This is a genomic window from Allobosea sp. RIT-PG3_2 (assembly GCF_057321085.1).
On record NZ_JBXWCA010000002.1, the window covers coordinates 498,897 to 519,290 of the forward strand.

The 20,394-nt window shown below is 68.4% G+C and carries 22 protein-coding genes and 1 tRNA gene; 12 read left to right on the forward strand and 11 right to left on the reverse strand.

Features of this window, described 5'->3' with window-relative positions; translation table 11 throughout:
• Positions 1–4 precede the first annotated feature (4 nt).
• From AC2FAN_RS08010 to AC2FAN_RS08035, 6 genes are all read right to left on the reverse strand, one after another.
• On the reverse strand, positions 5–667 hold the full coding sequence (locus AC2FAN_RS08010; protein ID WP_265051386.1) for a class I SAM-dependent methyltransferase: 663 nt from the start codon (positions 665–667) through the stop codon (positions 5–7).
• On the reverse strand, positions 664–1,818 hold the full coding sequence (locus AC2FAN_RS08015; RefSeq protein WP_485173336.1) for a glycosyltransferase family 4 protein: 1,155 nt from the start codon (positions 1,816–1,818) through the stop codon (positions 664–666). Before AC2FAN_RS08015 ends, AC2FAN_RS08010 begins: the two co-directional genes overlap by 4 nt.
• A gap of 46 nt (positions 1,819–1,864) precedes the next feature.
• Positions 1,865–3,364, reverse strand: a complete 1,500-nt coding sequence (locus tag AC2FAN_RS08020; RefSeq protein ID WP_265051384.1) for a S8 family serine peptidase — start codon at positions 3,362–3,364, stop codon at positions 1,865–1,867.
• A gap of 61 nt (positions 3,365–3,425) precedes the next feature.
• Positions 3,426–4,118, reverse strand: coding sequence for a hypothetical protein (locus AC2FAN_RS08025; protein ID WP_485173337.1), 693 nt, complete (start codon positions 4,116–4,118; stop codon positions 3,426–3,428).
• 48 nt (positions 4,119–4,166) lie between these two features.
• Positions 4,167–4,727, reverse strand: coding sequence for a sigma-70 family RNA polymerase sigma factor (locus tag AC2FAN_RS08030; protein WP_265051382.1), 561 nt, complete (start codon positions 4,725–4,727; stop codon positions 4,167–4,169).
• A gap of 254 nt (positions 4,728–4,981) precedes the next feature.
• Positions 4,982–5,356 (reverse strand): DUF6481 family protein, encoded by a 375-nt coding sequence (locus tag AC2FAN_RS08035; protein WP_265051381.1) that lies wholly within the window; start codon positions 5,354–5,356, stop codon positions 4,982–4,984.
• A 330-nt stretch (positions 5,357–5,686) separates the two neighbouring features.
• On the opposite strand from AC2FAN_RS08035, the gene proB reads away from it, so the two are divergent.
• From proB to AC2FAN_RS08080, 9 genes are all read left to right on the forward strand, one after another.
• Positions 5,687–6,811 (forward strand): glutamate 5-kinase, encoded by a 1,125-nt coding sequence (gene proB, locus AC2FAN_RS08040; protein WP_476806432.1) that lies wholly within the window; start codon positions 5,687–5,689, stop codon positions 6,809–6,811.
• Positions 6,812–6,922: 111 nt separating this feature from the next.
• Positions 6,923–8,164, forward strand: coding sequence for a glutamate-5-semialdehyde dehydrogenase (locus AC2FAN_RS08045; RefSeq protein ID WP_485173736.1), 1,242 nt, complete (start codon positions 6,923–6,925; stop codon positions 8,162–8,164).
• A gap of 15 nt (positions 8,165–8,179) precedes the next feature.
• Positions 8,180–8,791: a nicotinate-nucleotide adenylyltransferase gene (locus tag AC2FAN_RS08050; protein ID WP_485173338.1), complete on the forward strand. Its 612-nt coding sequence runs from the start codon at positions 8,180–8,182 to the stop codon at positions 8,789–8,791.
• 103 nt (positions 8,792–8,894) lie between these two features.
• Entirely contained in the window at positions 8,895–9,272 is a 378-nt protein-coding gene (rsfS, locus tag AC2FAN_RS08055) for a ribosome silencing factor (protein ID WP_265051378.1), read from the forward strand.
• Positions 9,273–9,284: 12 nt separating this feature from the next.
• Positions 9,285–9,764 carry a 23S rRNA (pseudouridine(1915)-N(3))-methyltransferase RlmH gene (gene rlmH / locus AC2FAN_RS08060; protein WP_485173339.1) on the forward strand — a complete coding sequence of 160 codons (480 nt, stop codon included), beginning with the start codon at positions 9,285–9,287 and terminating at the stop codon, positions 9,762–9,764.
• Complete coding sequence (locus AC2FAN_RS08065) at positions 9,761–11,125, forward strand: murein hydrolase activator EnvC family protein (protein WP_265051376.1); 1,365 nt, start codon at positions 9,761–9,763, stop codon at positions 11,123–11,125. The genes rlmH and AC2FAN_RS08065 overlap by 4 nt, the downstream gene beginning before the upstream one ends.
• On the forward strand, positions 11,125–12,501 hold the full coding sequence (locus tag AC2FAN_RS08070) for a S41 family peptidase (RefSeq protein WP_485173340.1): 1,377 nt from the start codon (positions 11,125–11,127) through the stop codon (positions 12,499–12,501). Before AC2FAN_RS08065 ends, AC2FAN_RS08070 begins: the two co-directional genes overlap by 1 nt.
• Positions 12,502–12,606: 105 nt before the next feature.
• Positions 12,607–13,830 carry a divergent polysaccharide deacetylase family protein gene (locus AC2FAN_RS08075; protein ID WP_485173341.1) on the forward strand — a complete coding sequence of 408 codons (1,224 nt, stop codon included), beginning with the start codon at positions 12,607–12,609 and terminating at the stop codon, positions 13,828–13,830.
• A complete protein-coding gene (locus AC2FAN_RS08080; RefSeq protein WP_265051373.1) occupies positions 13,827–14,336 on the forward strand; it encodes an RNA pyrophosphohydrolase in 510 nt (169 codons plus the stop codon). The genes AC2FAN_RS08075 and AC2FAN_RS08080 overlap by 4 nt, the downstream gene beginning before the upstream one ends.
• A 16-nt stretch (positions 14,337–14,352) precedes the next feature.
• On the opposite strand, the gene AC2FAN_RS08085 is transcribed toward AC2FAN_RS08080, so the two are convergent.
• A complete protein-coding gene (locus AC2FAN_RS08085) occupies positions 14,353–14,940 on the reverse strand; it encodes a hypothetical protein (RefSeq protein WP_442864868.1) in 588 nt (195 codons plus the stop codon).
• 103 nt (positions 14,941–15,043) lie between these two features.
• Positions 15,044–15,120 (reverse strand) — tRNA-Arg (locus AC2FAN_RS08090).
• Between the two features lie 58 nt (positions 15,121–15,178).
• Between AC2FAN_RS08090 and AC2FAN_RS08095 the strand changes: the two genes are divergently transcribed.
• The 3 genes from AC2FAN_RS08095 (at position 15,179) to AC2FAN_RS08105 (ending at position 18,372) form a co-directional block, all read left to right on the forward strand.
• Positions 15,179–15,922, forward strand: coding sequence for a hypothetical protein (locus tag AC2FAN_RS08095; RefSeq protein WP_485173342.1), 744 nt, complete (start codon positions 15,179–15,181; stop codon positions 15,920–15,922).
• Between the two features lie 4 nt (positions 15,923–15,926).
• Positions 15,927–17,405, forward strand: coding sequence for a M48 family metalloprotease (locus tag AC2FAN_RS08100; RefSeq protein WP_485173343.1), 1,479 nt, complete (start codon positions 15,927–15,929; stop codon positions 17,403–17,405).
• A gap of 97 nt (positions 17,406–17,502) precedes the next feature.
• Positions 17,503–18,372 carry a dienelactone hydrolase family protein gene (locus tag AC2FAN_RS08105; protein ID WP_265051348.1) on the forward strand — a complete coding sequence of 290 codons (870 nt, stop codon included), beginning with the start codon at positions 17,503–17,505 and terminating at the stop codon, positions 18,370–18,372.
• A 217-nt stretch (positions 18,373–18,589) separates the two neighbouring features.
• Here the strand turns inward: AC2FAN_RS08105 and AC2FAN_RS08110 are convergent, their stop codons facing one another.
• From AC2FAN_RS08110 to AC2FAN_RS08120, 3 genes are all read right to left on the reverse strand, one after another.
• Positions 18,590–19,189 carry a CarD family transcriptional regulator gene (locus tag AC2FAN_RS08110; protein ID WP_485173344.1) on the reverse strand — a complete coding sequence of 200 codons (600 nt, stop codon included), beginning with the start codon at positions 19,187–19,189 and terminating at the stop codon, positions 18,590–18,592.
• A 376-nt stretch (positions 19,190–19,565) separates the two neighbouring features.
• Entirely contained in the window at positions 19,566–19,901 is a 336-nt protein-coding gene (fdxA, locus tag AC2FAN_RS08115) for a ferredoxin FdxA (RefSeq protein ID WP_265051346.1), read from the reverse strand.
• Between the two features lie 171 nt (positions 19,902–20,072).
• On the reverse strand, positions 20,073–20,381 hold the full coding sequence (locus tag AC2FAN_RS08120) for an RNA-binding S4 domain-containing protein (protein WP_485173345.1): 309 nt from the start codon (positions 20,379–20,381) through the stop codon (positions 20,073–20,075).
• Positions 20,382–20,394: the final 13 nt, after the last annotated feature.

Below are 20,394 nucleotides of genomic sequence, written 5' to 3' on the forward strand. Positions count from 1 at the left end.
GCCCTCAGCCCGCCAGGCGCCAGACCGAGCTGCGCTTGATCTCGGCGTCCTCCAGGGCGCGCGTCACCGGCACCTCGTAGGTGGCGACGGCTTCCAGTCGTTCCCTCGGAAGGTAACTGCGGCCGGGATCGCCGATCAGCACCGTCGCGCCGCGCGCCGACAAGGCAGCGAGCCAGCCGATGACGCGCTCGGCCATCTCGCGCTCGTAGCAAACGTCGCCCGCACAGATGATATCCCAGCCCTCGTCGCGGCCGACGAGATCGTCGACGCGGGGCAGGATCGCGACGCCGTTGGCCTGCGCGTTGATGCCTATCGCGGCACCGGCGAAAGCGTCGATATCGCAGGCTTCTACCCGGCCTGCGCCCGATTTCGCCGCGGCGATCGCCACCAGCCCGGAGCCGGAGGCGAAATCGAGGACATGCCGGCCCGCGACGACCTGCGGATGGTCGAGCAGATAGCGGGCGAGGGCCTGCCCGCCGGCCCAGGCAAAGGCCCAGAACGGCGGCGGCAGCCCGATGACCGCGAGTTCGTCCTCGGTCTTCTGCCAGAGCTCGGTCGCCTCCTCGGCGACATGCAGCGCGATCTCCGGCGCATAGGGCACGGGCATCAGCCGCGTATGCGTGAGGATGAACGTCTCGCGGTCAAGCGGAGCGCTCGCGTCGCTCATGCGACCTTGTCCGCGGCCGGCGTGGCGAGGAGCCCCTGATAGAGCGCCTTCACCGCATTCATCACGGCGCGCTCGGTGTGGCCGTCGAGCAGGCGCGCGCGGGCATTCGCCCCCATGCGCTCCGCCAGTCCGGGAGCGCGGGCGAAGACCGTGAGCGCCCTGGCGAGTGCGGCGGCATCGTCGACGGGCACGACCATGCCGTCCTGCCCCTCGCGGACGAAGCTGCGGCAGCCCGGGACATCCGTCGTCAGGATCGGCCGCCCGCAGGCGGCTGCTTCCAGAATGGTGCGAGGCAGCCCCTCCCCGCCGCGCGACGGCAGGATGCAGAGGTGATGCGCCTTCCAGACCGCCTCGATATCGCGCGTCGGGCCGGCCCAGGTGATTCCGGGCCGCGCCGCCCATTCCTTCAGCGTCGCCTCGGGAATGGCCTTCGGATTGGACGGGTCGGGCGCGCCATGAATGGTGAGCGTGACCTTCGCGCCCTCAGCGCGGGCGAGCCTGACCGCCTCGACCGCGAGATCGACGCCCTTCGACCAGAGCATGCGCGCCACCAGCGCAACCTTGAGCGGCGGCGCGTTCGGCATCGGCGACGGCATCAGGATCAGCGGATCGACACCGGCCCCGCCGACCAGCGCAACCTTCGCTACATCCTGCGGATCGAGGCCGAGCGTGACGGGATCGTCGGGATTCTCGAACAGGAAGCGGACCTGCGGCCCGTCGACCGCGCCGCGCAGCCAGACGATCGCGGCGAAGCGGGCGGCAGCGGCGAGCACGCCCTGCTTCGCGCCGAGGAAACCGAGCCCCGTCAGAGCATAAACGCGCCTGTCGATGCCCGCGAGCTTGCCGGCGAGGCCGGCGAGCGCGATCGGCTTCAGCGCGATGCAATGCAGGATGTCGGGCTTTTCCGCCGCGATCAGAGCTTTGAGCGCCGTGATCTGCCTGAACAGCGCGCGCGGATCGAGGCTGCGCCGCTCCGCTTCCAGCGCGATCAGGCGCGCGCCCGTCGCCTCGATGATGCGCCGGTGGTTGCGCTCGCGCGCGATGACCGCGACGTCGAAGCCGAGTTCACGCGCCGCCCGCGCCATCGGCAGGAAATGCGAGGCGAAGAACCAGTCCTCGGTGGCGACGAAGAGGAGTTTCGGGCGCGGCATCGCGCCATGAGGCCGATGCGACGGCGCAGGTCAAGCCCGTTGCGGATCAGGGCCGGGCCGTCGCGACCGGCAGCACCCGCGCCAGCGCCGCCGCTGGATCGATCCGTCCGGCGCCGAAGACGGGGTCGCGCCCCTTGGAGCCGAGATCGCTCGCGCTTTCGCCGAGGATGCGGCGGGCGCTGTCGGGGTCGAGTTCGGGCTGCTTTTCGAGCAGCAGCGCCACCAGCCCCGAGACATGCGCGGCTGCGATCGAGGTGCCCGAGGTGAAGGCGTACCGGCCTGCGGGCTCCGCCGTCAGCACGTCGACGCCCGGCGCGGCCAAGGCGATGTAGCTGCCGCGATTGGCGTCGGCGAAAACCTTGTCGTCGGCATCGGTCGCGGTCACCGCGATGACGCTGGGATCGGCGCCGGGATAGAGCGGCGCGGCGCGGCTGCCGCCATTGCCCGCAGCGGCGACCGTGACGACGCCGCGCTCCTTTGCCCCGGCAAGCGCCTTCGAGAGCAGACGGTCCTGCGGGCCGGCGAAGCTGAGATTGACCACCTTCGCGCGCTGCTGGACCACCCATTCCAGCGCCGTCAGGATCTGGAAGGACTTGCCGTTGGCGGAGGTCGCCTGCGTCCCGCCGAAGGCACGGGCGACGAGCAGCCGCGCGGCCGGCGCGATGCCCTGCAATTCGCCATGGGCGACGATGGCCGTCGCCATCGAGGTGCCGTGGGCGTGCGGCGTCGCCAGCCCGTCGACGGCATCGAGATAGCCGATAACCGAGCCGCTGATCTCGGGATGGTCCATGTCGACGCCGGAATCGATCATCCCGACCCGGATGCCGCGCCCCAGCGCGAGCTTGCGCGCCTCGCCGAGGCGCAGCTTGTCGACGACATATTGCGGCGGCAGCACACGGCGCACCGCCGCGCCGCTACGCGCGGCGGTCGTCGGCTCGCCGAGCCGCAGCGCGGGAGGCGCCGGCGGGGTGCTCGCATCGGAGGACGCCGTCGCCGGAGAGGCCGGAACGGCCGGGGTTCCGGGGCTGGACTGCGAGCCCTGCTGCAAATCGAACAGGAAATTGGGCTGCGCGCCGGCGATGCTGCTGTCGTCGCCCATCTGCGTCAGCACGGCCCGCAGGTCGCGGCCGGCTTCGAGCTTGGCACGGATAATGGTGACGCCGGCAAGCTCAAACCGCTGGCGGGCGATCAGCGTCGCGCCGTAGCGGCGCAGCACGGCGTCGGCCTCGGCATCGGGCGCGAGTTCGAACAGCACCTCGTCGGGAACGAAGCGGGTCTCGTCCAGCGCCGGCACGATGGCGCGCTGCTGGCGCGGTTGCATCCAGGACCCCGGCGGCACGCGCATCGAGCGATTGGGCGGATTGGCGGCAGGCGGCGGCTGAGGTGCCGTCGCCGGAGCGACACGCTTGTCGGAGGCCGAACTTCCGGCAGCGGGAGCCTGGGCCAGGGCGGCGGCCGGCACGAAAGCGACGCCCCATGCCAGCAACGCGGCCCCGGCAAGGCGCCGCATCGGCACCGTCCTGCGAGCGAAACCGGATTGCAGCATGGCCTGGCCCTCCTGCGGCGGACACATCATGCCATGGCGCCGGCTGACGGCGCCAGCACGATCACGGTGCGGGTGCGACGAAGGAGATGATCGCGCTCTCGCTCTTCATCCGCGCCGCGATGGCATCGACCTGGGCCGATGACAGCGACGCGTCGCCGACGCGCACCTTGAAGAAGCCGTTGGCGCGCGGCCCGTCGACGACCGAGGCGTCGAAGCGCTTGAAGAAGGAGGCGATCTCGCCCGCCTTGGCGTCCGGCGAGAAGCTCAGCAGCACATAGCGCTCAGAGGTCTGCGCGCCCGGCGCCGACGCGGTCTGGAAGCCGGCGCCTTCGCGCAGGGCAAGGCCGGTGATGGCAACGCCCTGCAGCAGGATCAGCGCGATCGCGGCCGCCCCGGCATAGGCGAGCCGGCGCTGCGGCTGTGCCGCCAGCAGGCCGCCGAGCCAGCCCAGGAAGCTCTGGCCAAAGCCGTCCTTGGCCCGCGTCAACAGCGGCGCCTGCCGGGGGACCGTCTCGATCTCGGCCATCAGCTTCTCGAGCGCCCGGGGCGACGGGGCGCCCAGGCTTTCATTGAGCAGCACGGTCTCGGCCATGTCGTCGCGGATGATGTCGAGCCGGGCGGCGAGCTCGGCATCGGCGGCGAGAGCCGCTTCGAGGCGGCGCTTGTCGGCGTCTGAAATCCGGCCATTGGCATAGAAGGGCAGCAGCTCCTCGAGCTCCCGGCGCTTCAGATCGCTTGCGATGCTGTCGCTCATCACGCCACTCCTCCGGCGGCTCTGCCCCGGTTCATGATTCCGGTCGTCTCAGGGCCAGCCACGGTCGATACCGGCTGCCTTGAGCATCTCGCCCAGCTTCTTGCGGGCATGGAAAAGCCGGGTTTTGACGGTGTTCTCGGGAATGCCGACGATCCGCGCGACCTCCTCGACGGAGGTCTCGTGGTAGTAGACGAGGTCGATGACCTCGCGATGGTCGGCAGAAAGGCGTTCGAGGCAGGCGCGGATCGCCAGCCCCTTGTCCTGCTTCTGCAGCACGATTTCCGGCCCATCGGACTCGTCCTCGATGGTGCCGGCGTAATCCTCGTCGAGTTCGGCATCGCGGCGCTTGCGCAGAAGCGACCACGCCTTGTTCCGGGCGATGGCGAGCAGCCAGGTCGCGACGGAGGCGCGAGCCTCGAAGCGATCCGCCTGTCGCCAGAGATCCATGAACACGTCACTGATCACATCCTCGGCAAGCGTCTCGTCGCGGACAAGCCGCAGCACGAAACGGTAGACCCGCACCTGATGCCGCGAAAACAGCACCTTCATCGCGAGCCGGTCGCCCGAAGCGATCCGCTTGACGAGATCCTCGTCCGATTCCGTATGCATCGCCCCTCGAAGACCCAGCATTCCGGCTCGCATGAATTGGTCGCGGCGAGGCGGGAAAAGGTTCAATCGGCGAGAGACTAATCCGGTGAATTCATTTTGCCGATAGGCAAGAGGCGCTTTTCGGCGCGTGAAGGGGTCGCGCGCGAGCTTTATATGCGGCGGATATGAAAAGGGGCGCCCACGGCGCCCCAGATCGACCTATGATTTTGCGCGAATTCCGGCCTCCGGCCGTGACCAGCCGAACGGAAAGCGCGTCAGCGGCGCTTGCCGGCCGTGCGCAGCTGCATGTACTGCACGGCTTCGAGCAGCACCTTGCGCGGACGCTCGGCATCGCGCTTGGCCTGCTCCGCTTTGCGGGCGACCTCGCGGGCGATTTCTTCCTGGCGCTTCTCTTCCTCGATACGCGCACGCTCGAGCGCCTCGAGACGTTCATTCTCGGCCCGGATCTTCGCCTTCTCGGCTTCGCGCTCGGCGCGGGCCCCGGCGATGGCTTCCCGTTCCGCGCGTCGCTGCATCATGACCGGGTCGTCGGCTTTCGGCCGCGCCTTGAAGCGCTCGAGCAGAGCCTGCTTGGCTTTGGCGGAATTGGACTGGCGGTCGGTGAAGCTGCGGTCGTTCGGGTTCTTCAAGGGTGATCTTCTCTCGGGTTGTTACGGACGATTTTCGGCCCGCGCGGGCGAAATAATCCAGATCGCGAAGGATTGGTATCGAAATCGACGCGCGGCAGCCCCGCATCCAGCGCTTATCGAGCCGGTGTAGACCGACGACTGCCCATAAAGAAGGCGTGGACAGCGCGGAACGAAGCCGAGCGGGGCGCCCCCGGATATGGGGGCCAGGTTTCCCGCTGTCAATCCGGCCAGCCTCCGGCGTCCCGCGCAATTGCCGTGGCAACCACGTCTTTACAAGCGCGCCGTTTTCGCCAACAGGCAGGAGGCCCGCTGCAACCCATCGTGTATCCCGTGAAGACGCCCTCGCTTTCCGATTTCCGCCGCATCGTCGTGAAGGTCGGCTCCAGCCTGCTGGTCGACCGGGCCCGTGGCCGGTTGCGCCATGCCTGGCTCGCCGCATTGGCCGAAGACTTGGCCGAGCTGCATCAGCGCGGCGCCGACGTGCTCGTCGTCTCGTCCGGGGCCATCGCGCTCGGTCGCACGGTGCTCAACCTACCCTCGGGCCCGCTCCGGCTGGAGGAGAGCCAGGCCGCCGCCGCCGTCGGCCAGATCGCGCTCGCCCGCAACTGGGCCGAGGCGCTCGCCGCCCATGGGCTGACCGCCGGGCAGATCCTGCTGACGCTGGCCGACACCGAGGAACGGCGCCGCTATCTCAACGCCCGCGCGACGCTCGGCCGCCTGCTCGACCTTCGTGCGATCCCCGTCATCAACGAGAACGACACCGTCGCCACCACCGAGATCCGCTATGGCGACAACGACCGGCTCGCCGCCCGCGTCGCTACCATGGCGGGCGCCGATCTGCTCGTGCTCTTCTCCGACATCGACGGGCTCTATACCGCCCCGCCCGCGAAGGACCCGTCCGCCCGGCACATCCCCGTCGTCGAGCGGATCACGCCCGAGATCGACGCCATGGCCGGGGGCGCGGCCTCCGAGCTCTCGCGCGGCGGCATGCGCACCAAGATCGAGGCCGGCAAGATCGCCGTCGTCGGCGGCACGCATATGCTGATCGCCGATGGGCGCGGCAAGAATCCGCTCGCCGCCGTGGCCGCGGGCGGCCGCTGCACCTGGTTTCTGACGGCATCGACGCCCGCCACCGCGCGCAAGACCTGGATCGCCGGCACGCTGGAGCCGCGCGGCACGCTGCATGTCGATGCCGGCGCGGCCCGCGCGCTGCGTGGAGGAGCCAGCCTGCTGCCGGTCGGCGTCAGCCGCATCGAGGGCGAGTTCGCGCGCGGCGATGCCGTGCTGATCCGCGATGCGGACGGGCAATTGCTTGGGCGCGGCCTCGTCGCCTACGACGCAGCCGAGGCGGCGCTCGTTCTCGGCAAGGCCTCGCGCGACATCGAGGCGGTGCTCGGCTATCCCGGCCGCGCCGAGATGATCCACCGGGACGACATGGCGCTCGGGCTGGGCTAAGCTTCCTTTCGGACAGGCTTTGGCGAACGGGTTTTTGGGCTGGATGACATGACGGGCGACAGCGCATTGCGCATCATCGCGACGAACGGGGCCGACGATGTCGGGCTCGTCATGCATGAGATCGGCCGGCGCGCCCGCGCCGCCGCGCGCCGGATCGCCCTCGCCCCGGCCGCGCGACGCAACGCCGCCCTCATCGCCATGGCCGATGCACTGCGCGCCCGCAGCGCCCGCATCCTCGCCGCCAATGCGCAGGACCTCGCCGACGGCAAGGCGGCCGGCCTGAGCGGCTCCTTCATGGATCGCCTCGCCCTCGACGAGAAGCGCCTCGCCGCCATCGCCGATGCCGTCGCCGACGTCGCCGGCCTGCCCGACCCGCTCGGCCGGGTGCTGGCGGAATGGACGCGGCCCAACGGCCTGCGCTTCGAGCGCGTCGCCACGCCGCTCGGCATCATCGCCGTGATCTTCGAGAGCCGGCCCAATGTCACCGCCGATGCCGGAGCGCTGTGCCTGAAGAGCGGCAACGCCGCGATCCTGCGCGCCGGTTCTGATTCCTTCCGCTCCTCGACCGAGATCGCCGCCGCCATGCGCGAGGGGCTGGAGGCGGCCGACCTGCCGGCCGACGCGATCCAGCTGGTGCCGACGCGGGACCGCGCCGCCGTCGGTGAAATCTTCGCAGGCTTGAGCGGAAACGTCGATGTCGTCGTGCCGCGCGGGGGGAAAAGCCTCGTCGCCCGCGTCCAGAGCGAGGCGCGCGTGCCGGTCTTCGCCCATCTCGACGGCAACTGCCATGTCTATGTCCATGCGCAAGCCGATCTCGCCATGGCCCGTGACATCCTGCTCAACGCCAAGCTGCGCCGCACCGGCGTCTGTGGCGCAGCCGAGACGCTGCTGGTCGACGAGGCCTGTGCCGGAACCCATCTCGCGCCGCTCGTCGCCGCGCTGCTCGAAGCCGGCTGCGCGGTGCGTGGCGATGCCGCCTCTCTTTCTGTGCACGCGCGCGTGACGCCCGCGAGCGAAGAGGACTGGTCGACCGAATATCTCGACCGGATCATCGCGGTGAAGACCGTCGCCGGGCTCGATGCCGCCATCGACCATATCGAGCGCTACGGCTCGCACCATACCGATGCTATCGTCACCGCCGACGAGGCCGCCGCCGCCCGCTTCCTCGCCGAGGTCGATTCCGCCATCGTCATCCACAACGCTTCGACCCAGTTCGCAGATGGCGGCGAGTTCGGCTTCGGCGCCGAGATCGGCATCGCCACCGGCCGCATGCATGCGCGCGGCCCGGTCGGCGTCGAACAGCTCTGCTCCTTCAAGTACCGCGTCCATGGCGCGGGCCAGATTCGTCCCTGAGCCGATGCATCTGGGATGACGAACGAGCATCTGCGCCTGCCGCCCCATGCGCCGGGGCTGTGCATCGGCCTGTTCGGCGGCAGCTTCAACCCCGCCCATGACGGCCACCGGCTCGCCAGCCTGACCGCGCTGCGCCGGCTCCAGCTCGACCGTGTCTGGTGGCTGGTCACGTCGGGCAACCCGCTGAAGGACAATGCGAAATTGCCGCCGCTAGCCGAGCGCATAAGGCAGGCCCGCGGCGTCGCCAACCATGCCCGCATCCAGGTCACCGGCATCGAGGCGATGCTGCGCACCCGCTATACCGCCGACACTTTGCGCGCGCTGAAGCGGCGCTGCCCGGGCGTCAACTTCGTCTGGATCATGGGCTCCGACAATCTCGCCGGCTTCCATCGCTGGGCCGAGTGGCGGACGATCGCCCGGATGATGCCGATCGCCATCATCGACCGGCCGGGTTCGACCCACAGCGCCATGGCCTCGCCCGCCGCCAACTGGCTGTCGCGCTGGCGCATTCCGGAGAATCAGGCGGCGAGCCTGCCGCGCACGCGACCCCCTGCCTGGGTTTTCCTGCACGGCAAGCGCTCGGCGCTGTCTTCGACCATGCTGCGCCGTCAGGCTGGCCGCGATTGAATTCCGGGGCCTTTTGGCCTATTTTAAATGTGTCGCGCCGAGAGCGCGTCGCGTTCGAGAGGATACGTCACTGAACCGTCAAACCCTTGGTGAAGCCGAGCCGATGCCGCTTCCCCAGGCCGCTATCGCAGACAACCCCTCTGCCGATAGCATCGCCCTTGCGCAACGTGTCCTCGAAGACATGAAGGCTGAGGACATCACGGTGATCGACCTCGTTGGCAAGACATCTCTGGCCGACGCGATGATCATCGCCTCGGGCAACGTCAACCGCCATGTCGCCGCCATCTCCGACGCGCTGATCGAAGCCCTGAAGGGCTCGGGCCTCCCCGCGCCCAACGTCGAGGGCATGCCTGCCTGCGACTGGGTGCTGATCGATACCGGCGACATCATCATCCACGTCTTCCGGCCCGAAGTGCGCCAGTTCTACAATCTCGAGAAGATGTGGGGCACCGACCGGCCGAACGAACGCCTCGATAGCTGACGCCGTTCTCGGATGCGGCTCGCAGTCATCGCCGTCGGCCGGCTCAAGGACGGGCCGGAGCGGGAGCTCTGCGAGCGCTATCGCGAGCGCGGCGTTGCGCTCGGCCGCGGCATCGGCCTGAGCGGTCCCGACATCGTCGAGATCACTGAGGGCCGGGGCCGGCGCCCTGACGAGCGCAAGCGCGAGGAGGCGCAGGCCATCCTCGGCAAGGCGCAGCCCGGCCTGCTGATCGCCCTCGACGAGCGCGGCCGCCCTCTCGGCAGCGACGCCTTCGCCAGCCGCATCGCCGCCGCCCGCGATTCAGGCGTCGGCCACGCCAGCCTCGTGATCGGCGGTGCCGACGGGCTGAGCGAGGAGATACGCGACAAGGCCGAGATCACCCTGGCCTTCGGCGCCCTGACGATCCCGCACCAGATCGTGCGGGCGCTCGTGCTCGAACAGCTCTATCGGGCGATGACGATCATCGCCGGACACCCCTATCATCGCGCATGAACCTTGCCGCCCTGCTGATTCGCTCCGGGCTGGGCCGTCCGGGCCTCGCCGCCCTGCTGGCCGTGGCATTGCTCGGCACGCCGGCCCTCGCACAGGGCAACGCGCCGGATCCGGACGCTCTCGCCCGTGAGGCGATGCAGAAGCTTGTGGAGAAGCAGGCGCGCGAAGCCGAGCTCAAGGCGATCGAACAGCGCCTCGCCGGCAATACCGAGGCCCGCGCCGGTCTGGAGAAGGAGATCGCCGCGATCCGCGCCGACCGTGCCGCGCTCAACAAGGCCCTGCTCGACACCACCGCAAGGACGCAGGCCGGCGAGGAGCGGCTGGGCGCGCTGGAGAAGCGCCTCGCCTTGCTGCAATCCAGCGAGACCGCGATTCGCCGCTCGCTCGAGGGCCGGCGCGGCCTGATCGCCGAGGTGCTGGCAGCGCTGCAACGCATCGGGCGAAGCCCGCCGCCGGCTGTGCTGGTGCGCCCCGAGGATATCCTCGAAGCGGTGCGGGCCTCGATGCTGCTCGGCGCCGTCGTCCCCGATCTGCGCCAGGAGATCGAGATCCTCGCGACCGATCTCGGCGAGCTGGTGCGGCTGCGCGACGGCATCGCCACCGAGAAGATCAAGATCGGCGAGGAGATGCAGCAGCTCGCGGGCGAACGCCAGCGCCTGGCCTCCCTGATCGAGGCAAGACGCGAGCGCGAGACCTCGGCGGCGAAGGATGTCGAGGCCCAGCGCGCGCTGGGCAGCGAGCTCGCCGGCCAGGCCCGGTCGATGCGCGATTTCGTCGAGAAGATCGAGAAGGAGATCTCGGTCGCCAACAGGGCGGCCGACGCCGCGCGCCAGGCGATCGAGCAGGAAACCCGCGAGCAGCGCGAGCGCATGACGGCGCTCGCCTTCAAGGACCCGGCCCGTCTCGCCCCGAAGATCGCCTTCGGCGATGCCAGGGGGCTGCTCGCGCTGCCTGTCGCGGGATCACGATTGCGTGGTTTCGGCGATCCCGACGGTGCCGGCGGCACAATTCGCGGAATTTCGCTCGAGACCCGGCCCAATGCCCTAGTTTCGGCGCCTTCAGACGCTTGGGTGGTTTATGCGGGGCCGTTCCGTTCGTTCGGGCAACTCTTGATCCTGAACGCTGGGGGGGGATACTACATATTGCTTGCCGGCATGCAGCGGATCGATGTCGCGCTCAATCAGTTCGTGCTGGCGGGAGAGCCGGTTGCGATGATGGGCGAAACATCGGAAGCTGCCGCGACGACAGTAGGAGTGGGAACCGGCCAGCCGGTCCTGTATATCGAATTCAGGAAAGACGGCGTTTCGGTCGACCCGAGCCCGTGGTGGACGAAATTGCAAGGCGAAAAGGTTCGCGGATGATGCGCAAGGTTTCCCTCGTTCTCGCCGGCGCCATCATGGGTGCGGGCCTGACCGGACTGGCTACTCAGACGAGGCTGCTCAGCTCGACCAGTGCTGTCGCCGCCTCGGCGGAGGTCTACCGCAGCCTCAATCTCTTCGGTGACATCTTCGAGAAGATCCGCACCGACTATGTCGACAAGCCGGACGAGCAGAAGCTGATCGAGGCCGCCATCAACGGCATGGTCTCCTCGCTCGATCCGCATTCGTCCTATCTGGACTCCAAGGCCTTCCGCGACATGGACACGGACATGCGTGGCCAGTTCGGCGGCCTCGGCATCGAGGTGACGATGGAGGACGGCGTCCTCAAGGTCGCCAAGCCGATCCGCGACACGCCCGCCTCCAAGGCCGGCATCCTGGCCAACGACATCATCCGCCAGATCGACGGCACCGAGGTGAAGGGCCTGTCCCTGACCCAGGCGGTCGAGAAGATGCGCGGGCTGATCAACACCCAGGTCACGCTCAAGGTCGAGCGGCCGGGCAAGACCGAGCCGCTCGAATTCACCCTGACCCGCTCGACCATCGTCGTGCCCGCGGTCGAGGAGCGCGTCGAGGGCGACATCGGCTACATCCGCATCGGCACCTTCTCCGAGCAGACCTATGACGGCCTGCGCAAGGCCATCGACAAGCTCTCGAACGAGATCGGCGCCGACAAGCTCAAGGGCTACGTCATCGACCTCCGCAACAACCGCGGCGGGCGCCTCGACCAGTCCGTGCTGGTCTCCGACGCCTTCCTCGATCGCGGCAAGATCGTCTCGACGCGCGGCCGCAACGCCGAGGAGACGCAGGTCTTCAACGCGAAGTCGGGCGATCTGACCAAGGGCAAGCCGGTCGTCGTGCTGATCAACGGCTCCTCCGCCTCGGCGGCCGAGATCGTGGCCGGCGCGCTGCAGGACCACAAGCGCGCCGTCGTGATGGGCACGCGCTCCTTCGGCAAGGGCTCGGTCCAGACCGTGATCCCGCTCGGCTCGAACGGCGGCCTGCGCCTGACTACGGCGCGCTACTACACGCCGTCGGGCAACTCGATCCAGGCCAAGGGCATCACGCCGGACATCGAGGTCCAGCAGGACATCCCGCAGGAGATCAAGGACAAGCTCGTCGAGAACAAGGGCGAGGCGGCGCTGAAAGGCCATCTCAAGGCCGGCGAGGGCGAGGAGCAGTCCGGCTCCGCCTCCTATGTCCCGAACGACGCGGCCAAGGACACCCAGCTGATCGCGGCCTTCAACCAGCTGCGTGGCGTCAAGAAGGACGCTGCCGCACCGGCCGAAAAGCCGGCGGCCGACCCGGCTCCGACCGCTGCGGCCCCCGCCGCCCCGGACGCGCCGAAGCAGCCGAACTGAATGCCCCGTCGAGCCTTCGGGCTCGACGGCAGGCTTCTTAGGCGACAAGACTAGCGCGCGGGCCACTGATTCGGGTCCGCGTCGCAACCTTGAGGACGGCTGACCTTGGCCGGAACGCCGCTGACGGAGCTCAATCGGCCACTCGGCCAGGATCGAGCCGCGCCCTCCGGCAAGCCGTGGGGCCGCTGGTCTGCGACTGCGGCCGCAGCCTGCGTCGGTACCGTGATCCTCGGCCTCCTGCTGGTTGCTGCGATCCGCCGCGACCCAAATGGCGGCGAGCCCGTCGCCGTCGCCTCCATCGTGAAGCGGGCGGCCCCCGTCTCTTCCATTCCGCCCAGCAACGATACGCCTCTTGCCGCCTCGCGCGGGCCGGCGAGCGCTGCGCAGCTCGAGAACAGCGCCGGCGTGACGGTGGTGCGGGCGGGCGAAGATGCGCCCGGCGCCATCATCATCACCGTTCCCGACGAAGCCGGCGCCATCAAGCTTGCTTCCGCCCCCGACAACCGCCTCACCGAACGCACCCGCTACGGCCTGCTGCCGAAGCTCGGCCCGGACGGCGCGACGCCTGCGAAGATCTATGCCCGCCCCCTCGGCCCGGAGCCGGCGGCGAAGCCGGCCGGCCGCATCGCCCTGCTCATCGGCGGCCTCGGCATCAGCCAGAATGGCACCGCCGATGCCATCGCCAAGCTGCCCGGGCCGGTCTCGCTGGCCTTCGCGCCCTATGGCACCGAGCTCGAACGTACTGTCCAGCGCGCCCGCAGCGAAGGCCACGAGGTCTTCCTGCAATTGCCGATGGAGCCTTTCGACTATCCCGACAACGACCCCGGCCCGCATACGCTGCTGACAGGCCCCAAGGCGCAGGACAATCTCGACAGGCTGTACTGGTCGCTCGGCCGCTTCACGGGCTATGTCGGCATCGTCAATTTCCTCGGCGGCCGTTTGACCTCGGATGAGGGCGCCCTGTCGCCGATCCTGCGCGAGCTTGCGGGCCGCGGCCTGATGGTCGTCGACGACGGTTCTTCGCCGCGCAGCCTGCTGGCCGCCTCCGCCACGCGCGCCCAGATCCCCGCGTTGAAGATCGACCGGGTCATCGATTCCGTCACCCGCGCCGACGCCATCGACAAGGAACTCGCGGCGCTGGAAGCGCTGGCGCGCGATCAGGGCATCGTCGTCGCCTCGGCCAGCGCCCTGCCGGTCTCGATCGAGCGGATCAATCGCTGGGCCCAATCGTTGGAAGCCAAGAAGATCGCGCTCGTCCCCGTCAGCGCCGCGCGCGGCTTCCGCAGCCCCAAGACCACCGGATCACTCTCCACCGGATCGCAGCGATGACCGAGACCGCCCCCGAAGGTTATCGTCCCTGCGTCGGGCTCGCCTTGTTCAATGCCGAGGGGCTCGTCTTCATCGGCCGGCGCGCCGACAAGACGAAGCGCGAGCATGTCGCGCCGGGCCATGCCTGGCAGATGCCGCAGGGCGGGATCGACAAGGGCGAAACCCCGCTGGAGGCCGCCCGCCGCGAGCTCATGGAGGAAACCAACGTCACCTCCGTCGAGCTGCTCGCCGAGGCACCGGGTTGGCTGACCTACGATTTGCCCGGCGATATCGGCAAGGAGGCCTGGAAAGGCCGCTGGCGCGGCCAGACGCAGAAATGGTTCGCCTTCCGCTTCGTCGGCGCCGATGACGAGATCAACATCCTCACCCCGGCCGGCGGCCACAAGGCCGAGTTCGACGCCTGGCGCTGGGCGCGGCTCGACGAGACGCCGGAGCTGATCATCCCGTTCAAGCAGGGCGTCTACCGGCAGGTCGCCAGGCATTTCGCGCCCTTCGCCGAGCGCTGAACCTGTTCGCGCGGCGTCAGCCCATCGTGTAGACGACGCGCCCGATCCAGTAAGCCTGATAGCCGATGTGCACGGATGCCAGCGCGATCTGGACCGAGCGCCGCGCGGAAACGAAGGCGACGAGGCATAGCAGCAGCCCGATCGGGACCTGGATGAGATAGTCGCCGCTGAGCTGGCTCCAGTGCTCGCTGCCCTTGATCAGCGTGTCGACGATGTCGAGCAGGAACGCCGCCGCCATCAGGCCGAAGAACCAGCGCCGGCGCCTGATGAAGAAATCCTCGTAGCCGGCATATTCCGAGATGTTGTCCGGAAAGAGCAGCGCCGAGAGCAGATAGAGGACCACGGCATAGCCGATCAGGAACAGGTAGATGCCGAAGCTCCAGCCCGGAATGCGCGAGAGCCCGAACTCCCACCACCAGAACAGCACCAGCTCCAGCAGGATCGAGCCGACCCAGAGCATGTGCAGCAACGAGACGCGGTGGCGGCCGGGATGCTGGATGAAGCCGGCGATGCCGGCCAGCATCCGGGTGATACCGAGGCCGATGACCATGCCCATGACGATGCGGACATGGATGAAGAGTTCTTGCGGCGTCACGTTCTCCATGAACGTTGCTTAAAGCACCGCGCCGAGAAGGGGAATCCGGAATGGCCGGCGCCTTGACGAGACGCAGGAGAACAGCGTGGCCGCTCTCATGCGAACTGTCGAATGGCGTCCCGGAAGGGATTCGAACCCCTGACCTACGGTTTAGGAAACCGTTGCTCTATCCTGCTGAGCTACCGGGACGCACAAAACGTCGTGTAGCATAATCGCGATGCGGGTGAAGTCCCTTCTTGCAACTGTCATGATCGCGGTCTTGCCCGGTGCGCCCGTGCAGGCGGCGCCCGGCTGCGCCGAACCCAGGGCCGAGACGACGGCAGCGCGGCTGACCGGCATCAACGCCGCCGGCGACCCGGTCCTGAGCGATGGCCGGGTCCTGCGGCTGGTCGGGCTGGCGCCGCGCCAGGACCTCGACGAAGCCGCGCGCTTCCGCGCCGGGCTCCAGCCCTTCCTCGATCGGACCCTCGATCTCGCCGTCCTGGGCGAGCCGGACCGCTGGGGGCGCTGGCCCGCGAAGCTCTTCATCCCGCCAGAGGAGGCCGCTCGCGAGCCGCTGGAGCTTTCCACCGCCTTGCAACGCAGCGGCGCGGCCCTGCCCTTGCCCGAACCGGCCGCAGCCCCCTGCAAGGGCGCGCCTGCTCCCGTTCAGAAAACGGTAACATCTGCCCTCCAACCTTCACAGCTCGTGGCCGTCGACGGTCATGATCTCGCCGCCGTGAAGGCGCAGGAGGGGCGCTACGTCATGCTGGAAGGTCGGATCGCCTCCGTCGGCGAGCGCTCCCAGCGGACCTATCTGAATTTGTCCCGCCGTCCCGGGGAGGCTGCCTCGATCGTCGTCGCGCGCGCGCTTTGGCGTGAATTGAAGGCTGCCGGCTGGACCGCGGGCAGCCTGGGCGGTAAACGCCTGCGAGCCTATGGCGTCATGTCCGGGCGCGACGGCCTCCTGCTGGAGGCGACATCGCGGGCAGCGCTGGAACTGATCGACTGAGGATATGCTGGAGCCCTGGCGGACATCGCTTTCGCGGCATTCGAAGCGGCTGGCGGCCATCGTGCTGCCGGGCCTGCTGCTCGTCGGCTGCCTCGGCGACCAGAGCGCGCTGCTGCCGACGCCCTCGGGCGACGACATCGCCCCGCGCATCAACACCGTCCAGCGCGCCTCGGATCAGGAGCATCAAAGGCTGCTGACGGCCTTCGGCGGCGAATACCGCGCGCCCAAGGCCCGCGCCGCGCTCGACGAGGTGGTGCAGCGGCTGGCCAAGGCCGGTGAAGGCCAGATCGGCCATTACGAGATCACCATCCTGAACTCGCCGGTGGTCAACGCCTTCGCCTTGCCCAATGGCCGGCTCTACGTGACGCGCGGCCTGCTCGCGCTCGCCAACGACACCTCCGAGATCGCCTCGGTGCTGGCCCATGAGATCGCCCACGTCACCGCCCAGCACGCCGTCGAGCGCGCCGAGAAGGAGGCCGAATCGGCGCTGGTGAGCCAGGTCGTCTCGCAGGTGCTGAAAGACCCCTCGCAGGGCGCCGCCGTGCGGGCGGGCTCGAAGCTCTCGCTCGCCCGCTTCTCGCGCCAGCAGGAATTGACCGCCGACCAGATCAGCGTGCGCAATATCTCGCGCGCGGGCTACGATCCGTACGGCGCCGGCCGCTTCCTGGCGACCCTCGGGCGGAACACCGCCTTCCGCAACAGCGGGCAGAACCAGAGCGCCGAGGACAAGCGGCTCGACATCCTCTCCAGCCACCCGCAGACGCCCGAGCGCATCGCCGCGGTGACGGCCGCCGCAAGGCAGATCGGCGCCCCCGGCATCGGCGAGCGCGACGCCAATCGCTGGCTCAACGCCATCGAGGGGCTGGCCTATGGCGACGATCCGCGCGACGGGGTGGTGCGCGGCCGGCGGTATCTGAACAGCACCCTGCGCATCGGCTTCACCGCGCCCGAGGGCTTCAGCCTGGAGGCCGCGCAGGACATGGTCATCGGCGTCAGCGCCAGCGGCTCCCAGGCCTTGCGCTTCGACTCAGTGACCTTGAAGAGCGGCCAGACGCTGGAATCCTATGTCGCGGCCGGCTGGATCGAAGGCGTCGAGACGACCGGGATCGAGAAGGTCGAGATCGGCGGGCAGCCGGCGGTCATCGCCTATGGCAAGGGCACGGACTGGATGTTCCGCCTTGCCGCCGTGCAGGTCGGTGAGCGCGTCTATCGCTTCATCCTCGCCGCGCGCGGCGCCAGCGACCCCGAGCGGCCGATGCGCAGCATCGCCGAGAGCTTCCGAACCTTGAGCCCGGCGGAAGCCCAGGCCATCCGGCCGATGCAGATCCGGCTGGTGGCGGCCGAAGCCGGCGACACCGTCGCCAGCATGGCCGAGCGCATGCCCGAGCAGGATCGCCCGGGCGAACTCTTCCAGCTCCTGAACGGTATCGAACGCAACGCCGCGCTGACGCCCGGGCAGCGCTACAAGGTCGTCGCCGAATAGCCCTGCGCCTTCACAAGGCTGCGAGCCCGTGCGCCTGCCTCCTGCGCTCGGCGAATACGTCGCTATGATCGGCGCCATAACGCAAGGGGAAGCAGACATGGCGCTCGATCGCAGGATCGTCGAACTCTACGACGAATACACCCACAAGCCGCTCGACCGGCGTGTCTTCATGAATCGGTTGCTCGCCATCGCCGGCACTACGGCCGCCGCCGAAGCGGCGCTCGCCCTGCTCGAACCCAATTATGCAAGGGCACAGCAGATCGCGCCGGACGATGCCCGGATCGCGACATCGCGCGTCGACACCACCGTCGACGGCGTCGCGCTGAAGGGGTATCTCGCCACGCCGAAGGCGGAGGCCAAGCGCGGCGGCGTCCTCATCATCCACGAGAATCGCGGCCTCAATCCGCATATCGAGGACATCACCCGGCGCATGGCGCTGGAGGGCTTCACGGCGCTCGGCCTGGACTTCCTGACCCCGCTGGGCGGCACGCCTGCTGATCCAGACGCCGCCCGCGCGCTGTTCCCGCAGCTTTCCAACGACGCCGTCGTCGGACAGGGGCGCGCGGCCCTCAAATACCTGGCCTCCCGGCCGGACGCGAACGGCAAGGTCGGCGCGGTCGGCTTCTGCTGGGGCGGCAGCGCGGTCAACAATCTCGCGGTCGCGGCGCCCGAGCTCGCCGCCGGCGTCGTCTTCTATGGCGGCCCGCCCGATCTCGCCAAGGTGCCGCAGATCAAGGCCCGCCTCCTGATCCAGCAGGCTTCGCGCGATACGCGCCTCGTCCAGATGCTGCCCGATTACGAGAAGGCGCTGAAGGCGGCCGGCATCCAGTACGAGGCGATCATCTACCCCGATGTCGACCATGCCTTCATGAACGACACCAGCGCCGAGCGCTACAACGCCGCCACCGCCAAGCAGGCCTGGGCGCGGACGATCGCCTTCCTGAAGGCTGGAACGGGCACCGCCTGAGTCCTGTTCATCGCGCGGGGTACCAAGTCGTCATCCCGGGCTTGACCCGGGATCCCAGCCAGAGCGCTGCCGATCAGGGTTCAGGCATGGGTCCCGGCTCTTCGCTTCGCTCAGGTCGGGATCACCCGCGTTTCCGGGAAAATCCTGGAGCGGTCCGGACAACAAAAAACCCGGCGGTCGCCCGCCGGGTTTCTGAATTCCGGATCAAAGCAGCCGTTCAGGCGGCCTCTTCCTGCAGGTCGTCGTTGTCGCCTTCCAGCTCCGCCTCGGCGTCGGCCGCCTCGTTCTTGCCGGCGCGGCGCGGCGACTTGGCGAGCTGACCCTCGATCTTCTTGAGGGCTTCGGTCTCGGTGACGTCGTCGACGACCGCGATCTCGCGGGTCATGCGGTCGAGCGCGGCTTCATAGAGCTGGCGCTCGGAGTAGGACTGCTCGGGCTGCGCCTCGGAACGATAGAGATCGCGCACGACCTCGGCGATGGCGACGAGATCGCCCGAGTTGATCTTCGCTTCGTATTCCTGGGCGCGGCGCGACCACATGGTCCGCTTGACGCGGGCGCGGCCGGTGAGCGTGGTCAGCGCCTTGGCGACGGCTTCGGCATCGGCGAGCTTGCGCAGGCCGACGCTGGCGGCCTTGGCGGTCGGGACGCGCAACGTCATCTTGTCCTTGGAGAAGCTGACCACGAAGAGCTCAAGCTTGAAACCTGCGACTTCCTGTTCCTCGATCGCCGTGATCTGACCGACGCCGTGGGACGGGTAGACGACGTACTCGCCCGTCTTGAAACCCTGGCGCACAACAGCTTTCTTCGCAGTGGACATGCCGTTACGACTCCTGACCGGCCCGCTCGACGCGAGCACGCGATGACACGTCTTCATCCGGTCGGACGAAGACTTTCCGCCTGATGCGACGCTTGAAAGGCACCGCTTCACGCTCCCTCAGTCGACTGTTTCATTTCCTCCAGGACGAGAACGACGATCGAGGCCCGGCGGTTAAACCGGCTGTCTCTGACGCTCTGATCGTTGGGGGCACCCCTTTTGTGGGAATCTCGCAGGGGCATGCGGAACGAATTCGACTGGGGCTAGCTTGTAGCATAAAAAACACGCCGAATCAAAGGTAAACGCCGGAAGGCGTTCCCCTGTGACGGCATGGCGCGGTCTTGGTTAATGCAGCGCTGGGCTCTCGAGGGAGCGAAAATCAGTCTCCTTCGCCGGGCTCCGGCGAGAACATCTCAAGCTTGCCGGGCACGCCGTCGAACTCCTTCGCGTCGGCCGGCGCCTCTTTCTTCTGGGTCAGGTTCGGCCAGCTTCCGGCATATTTGCCGTTGAGCTGGAGCCAGCTTTCCAGGCCGGGCTCGGTGTCGGGCTTGATCGCCTCGGCCGGGCATTCCGGCTCGCAGACGCCGCAATCGATGCACTCGTCGGGATGGATGACGAGCATGTTTTCGCCTTCATAGAAGCAGTCGACCGGGCACACCTCGACGCAATCCATGTACTTGCACTTGATGCAGTTCTCGGTGACCACATAGGTCATGATCGATCGGCCCTTCCAACGCTTCTAAACAGCCCCATAAACCCCTGCCCGGCGCAGGTTTCAAGGCTGTTTTCGTGATCTTCGGCAGAACGTTTTTTCATTCCTCTGGCGCCCAGGAGAATGTTTTCATCGCTTGCCCGCTCGCGGCATCTGCCGACGACAAGCCGCGATCTAGTCTCCGCCTTCCGCCTCCGCAAGCGGCGCATCGCCGCTGCCGCCGTCGAGCCGCTCATAGAGCTGTCGCGCCGTTTCGAAGGGACCGCGCCGCTCTGCGAAGGCGAGCACGCGCACGACCATGGTCGCGTGCGGCAAGGCCAGCGTCAGCACCGCTCCGACCCTGATCCCCTGCGCGGGATTTTCGACGCGGCGTCCCTCGATGCGGACATGCCCGTCCTCCACCAGACGCACGGCGGACGGACGGGTCCGCGCGAACCGCGCGAACCAGAGCCATTTGTCGAGGCGTTGACGATGCTCCTGCAAGCGGTCCGCGCCT

Bases quoted from the DNA above. Each gene is read 5' to 3' on its own strand.
- AC2FAN_RS08100 (WP_485173343.1), top strand. From the start codon at position 15,927: ATGCTGGAGCCCTGGCGGACATCGCTTTCGCGGCATTCGAAGCGGCTG.
- AC2FAN_RS08050 (WP_485173338.1), top strand. From the start codon at position 8,180: ATGACGAACGAGCATCTGCGCCTGCCGCCCCATGCGCCGGGGCTGTGC.
- AC2FAN_RS08065 (WP_265051376.1), top strand. From the start codon at position 9,761: ATGAACCTTGCCGCCCTGCTGATTCGCTCCGGGCTGGGCCGTCCGGGC.
- AC2FAN_RS08095 (WP_485173342.1), top strand. From the start codon at position 15,179: ATGATCGCGGTCTTGCCCGGTGCGCCCGTGCAGGCGGCGCCCGGCTGC.
- AC2FAN_RS08010 (WP_265051386.1), bottom strand. From the start codon at position 667: ATGAGCGACGCGAGCGCTCCGCTTGACCGCGAGACGTTCATCCTCACG.
- AC2FAN_RS08015 (WP_485173336.1), bottom strand. From the start codon at position 1,818: ATGCCGCGCCCGAAACTCCTCTTCGTCGCCACCGAGGACTGGTTCTTC.
- AC2FAN_RS08020 (WP_265051384.1), bottom strand. From the start codon at position 3,364: ATGCTGCAATCCGGTTTCGCTCGCAGGACGGTGCCGATGCGGCGCCTT.
- AC2FAN_RS08045 (WP_485173736.1), top strand. From the start codon at position 6,923: ATGCATGAGATCGGCCGGCGCGCCCGCGCCGCCGCGCGCCGGATCGCC.
- AC2FAN_RS08080 (WP_265051373.1), top strand. From the start codon at position 13,827: ATGACCGAGACCGCCCCCGAAGGTTATCGTCCCTGCGTCGGGCTCGCC.
- rlmH (WP_485173339.1), top strand. From the start codon at position 9,285: ATGCGGCTCGCAGTCATCGCCGTCGGCCGGCTCAAGGACGGGCCGGAG.
- AC2FAN_RS08030 (WP_265051382.1), bottom strand. From the start codon at position 4,727: ATGCATACGGAATCGGACGAGGATCTCGTCAAGCGGATCGCTTCGGGC.
- AC2FAN_RS08025 (WP_485173337.1), bottom strand. From the start codon at position 4,118: ATGAGCGACAGCATCGCAAGCGATCTGAAGCGCCGGGAGCTCGAGGAG.
- AC2FAN_RS08105 (WP_265051348.1), top strand. From the start codon at position 17,503: ATGGCGCTCGATCGCAGGATCGTCGAACTCTACGACGAATACACCCAC.
- AC2FAN_RS08110 (WP_485173344.1), bottom strand. From the start codon at position 19,189: ATGTCCACTGCGAAGAAAGCTGTTGTGCGCCAGGGTTTCAAGACGGGC.
- AC2FAN_RS08085 (WP_442864868.1), bottom strand. From the start codon at position 14,940: ATGGAGAACGTGACGCCGCAAGAACTCTTCATCCATGTCCGCATCGTC.
- rsfS (WP_265051378.1), top strand. From the start codon at position 8,895: ATGCCGCTTCCCCAGGCCGCTATCGCAGACAACCCCTCTGCCGATAGC.
- AC2FAN_RS08070 (WP_485173340.1), top strand. From the start codon at position 11,125: ATGCGCAAGGTTTCCCTCGTTCTCGCCGGCGCCATCATGGGTGCGGGC.
- fdxA (WP_265051346.1), bottom strand. From the start codon at position 19,901: ATGACCTATGTGGTCACCGAGAACTGCATCAAGTGCAAGTACATGGAT.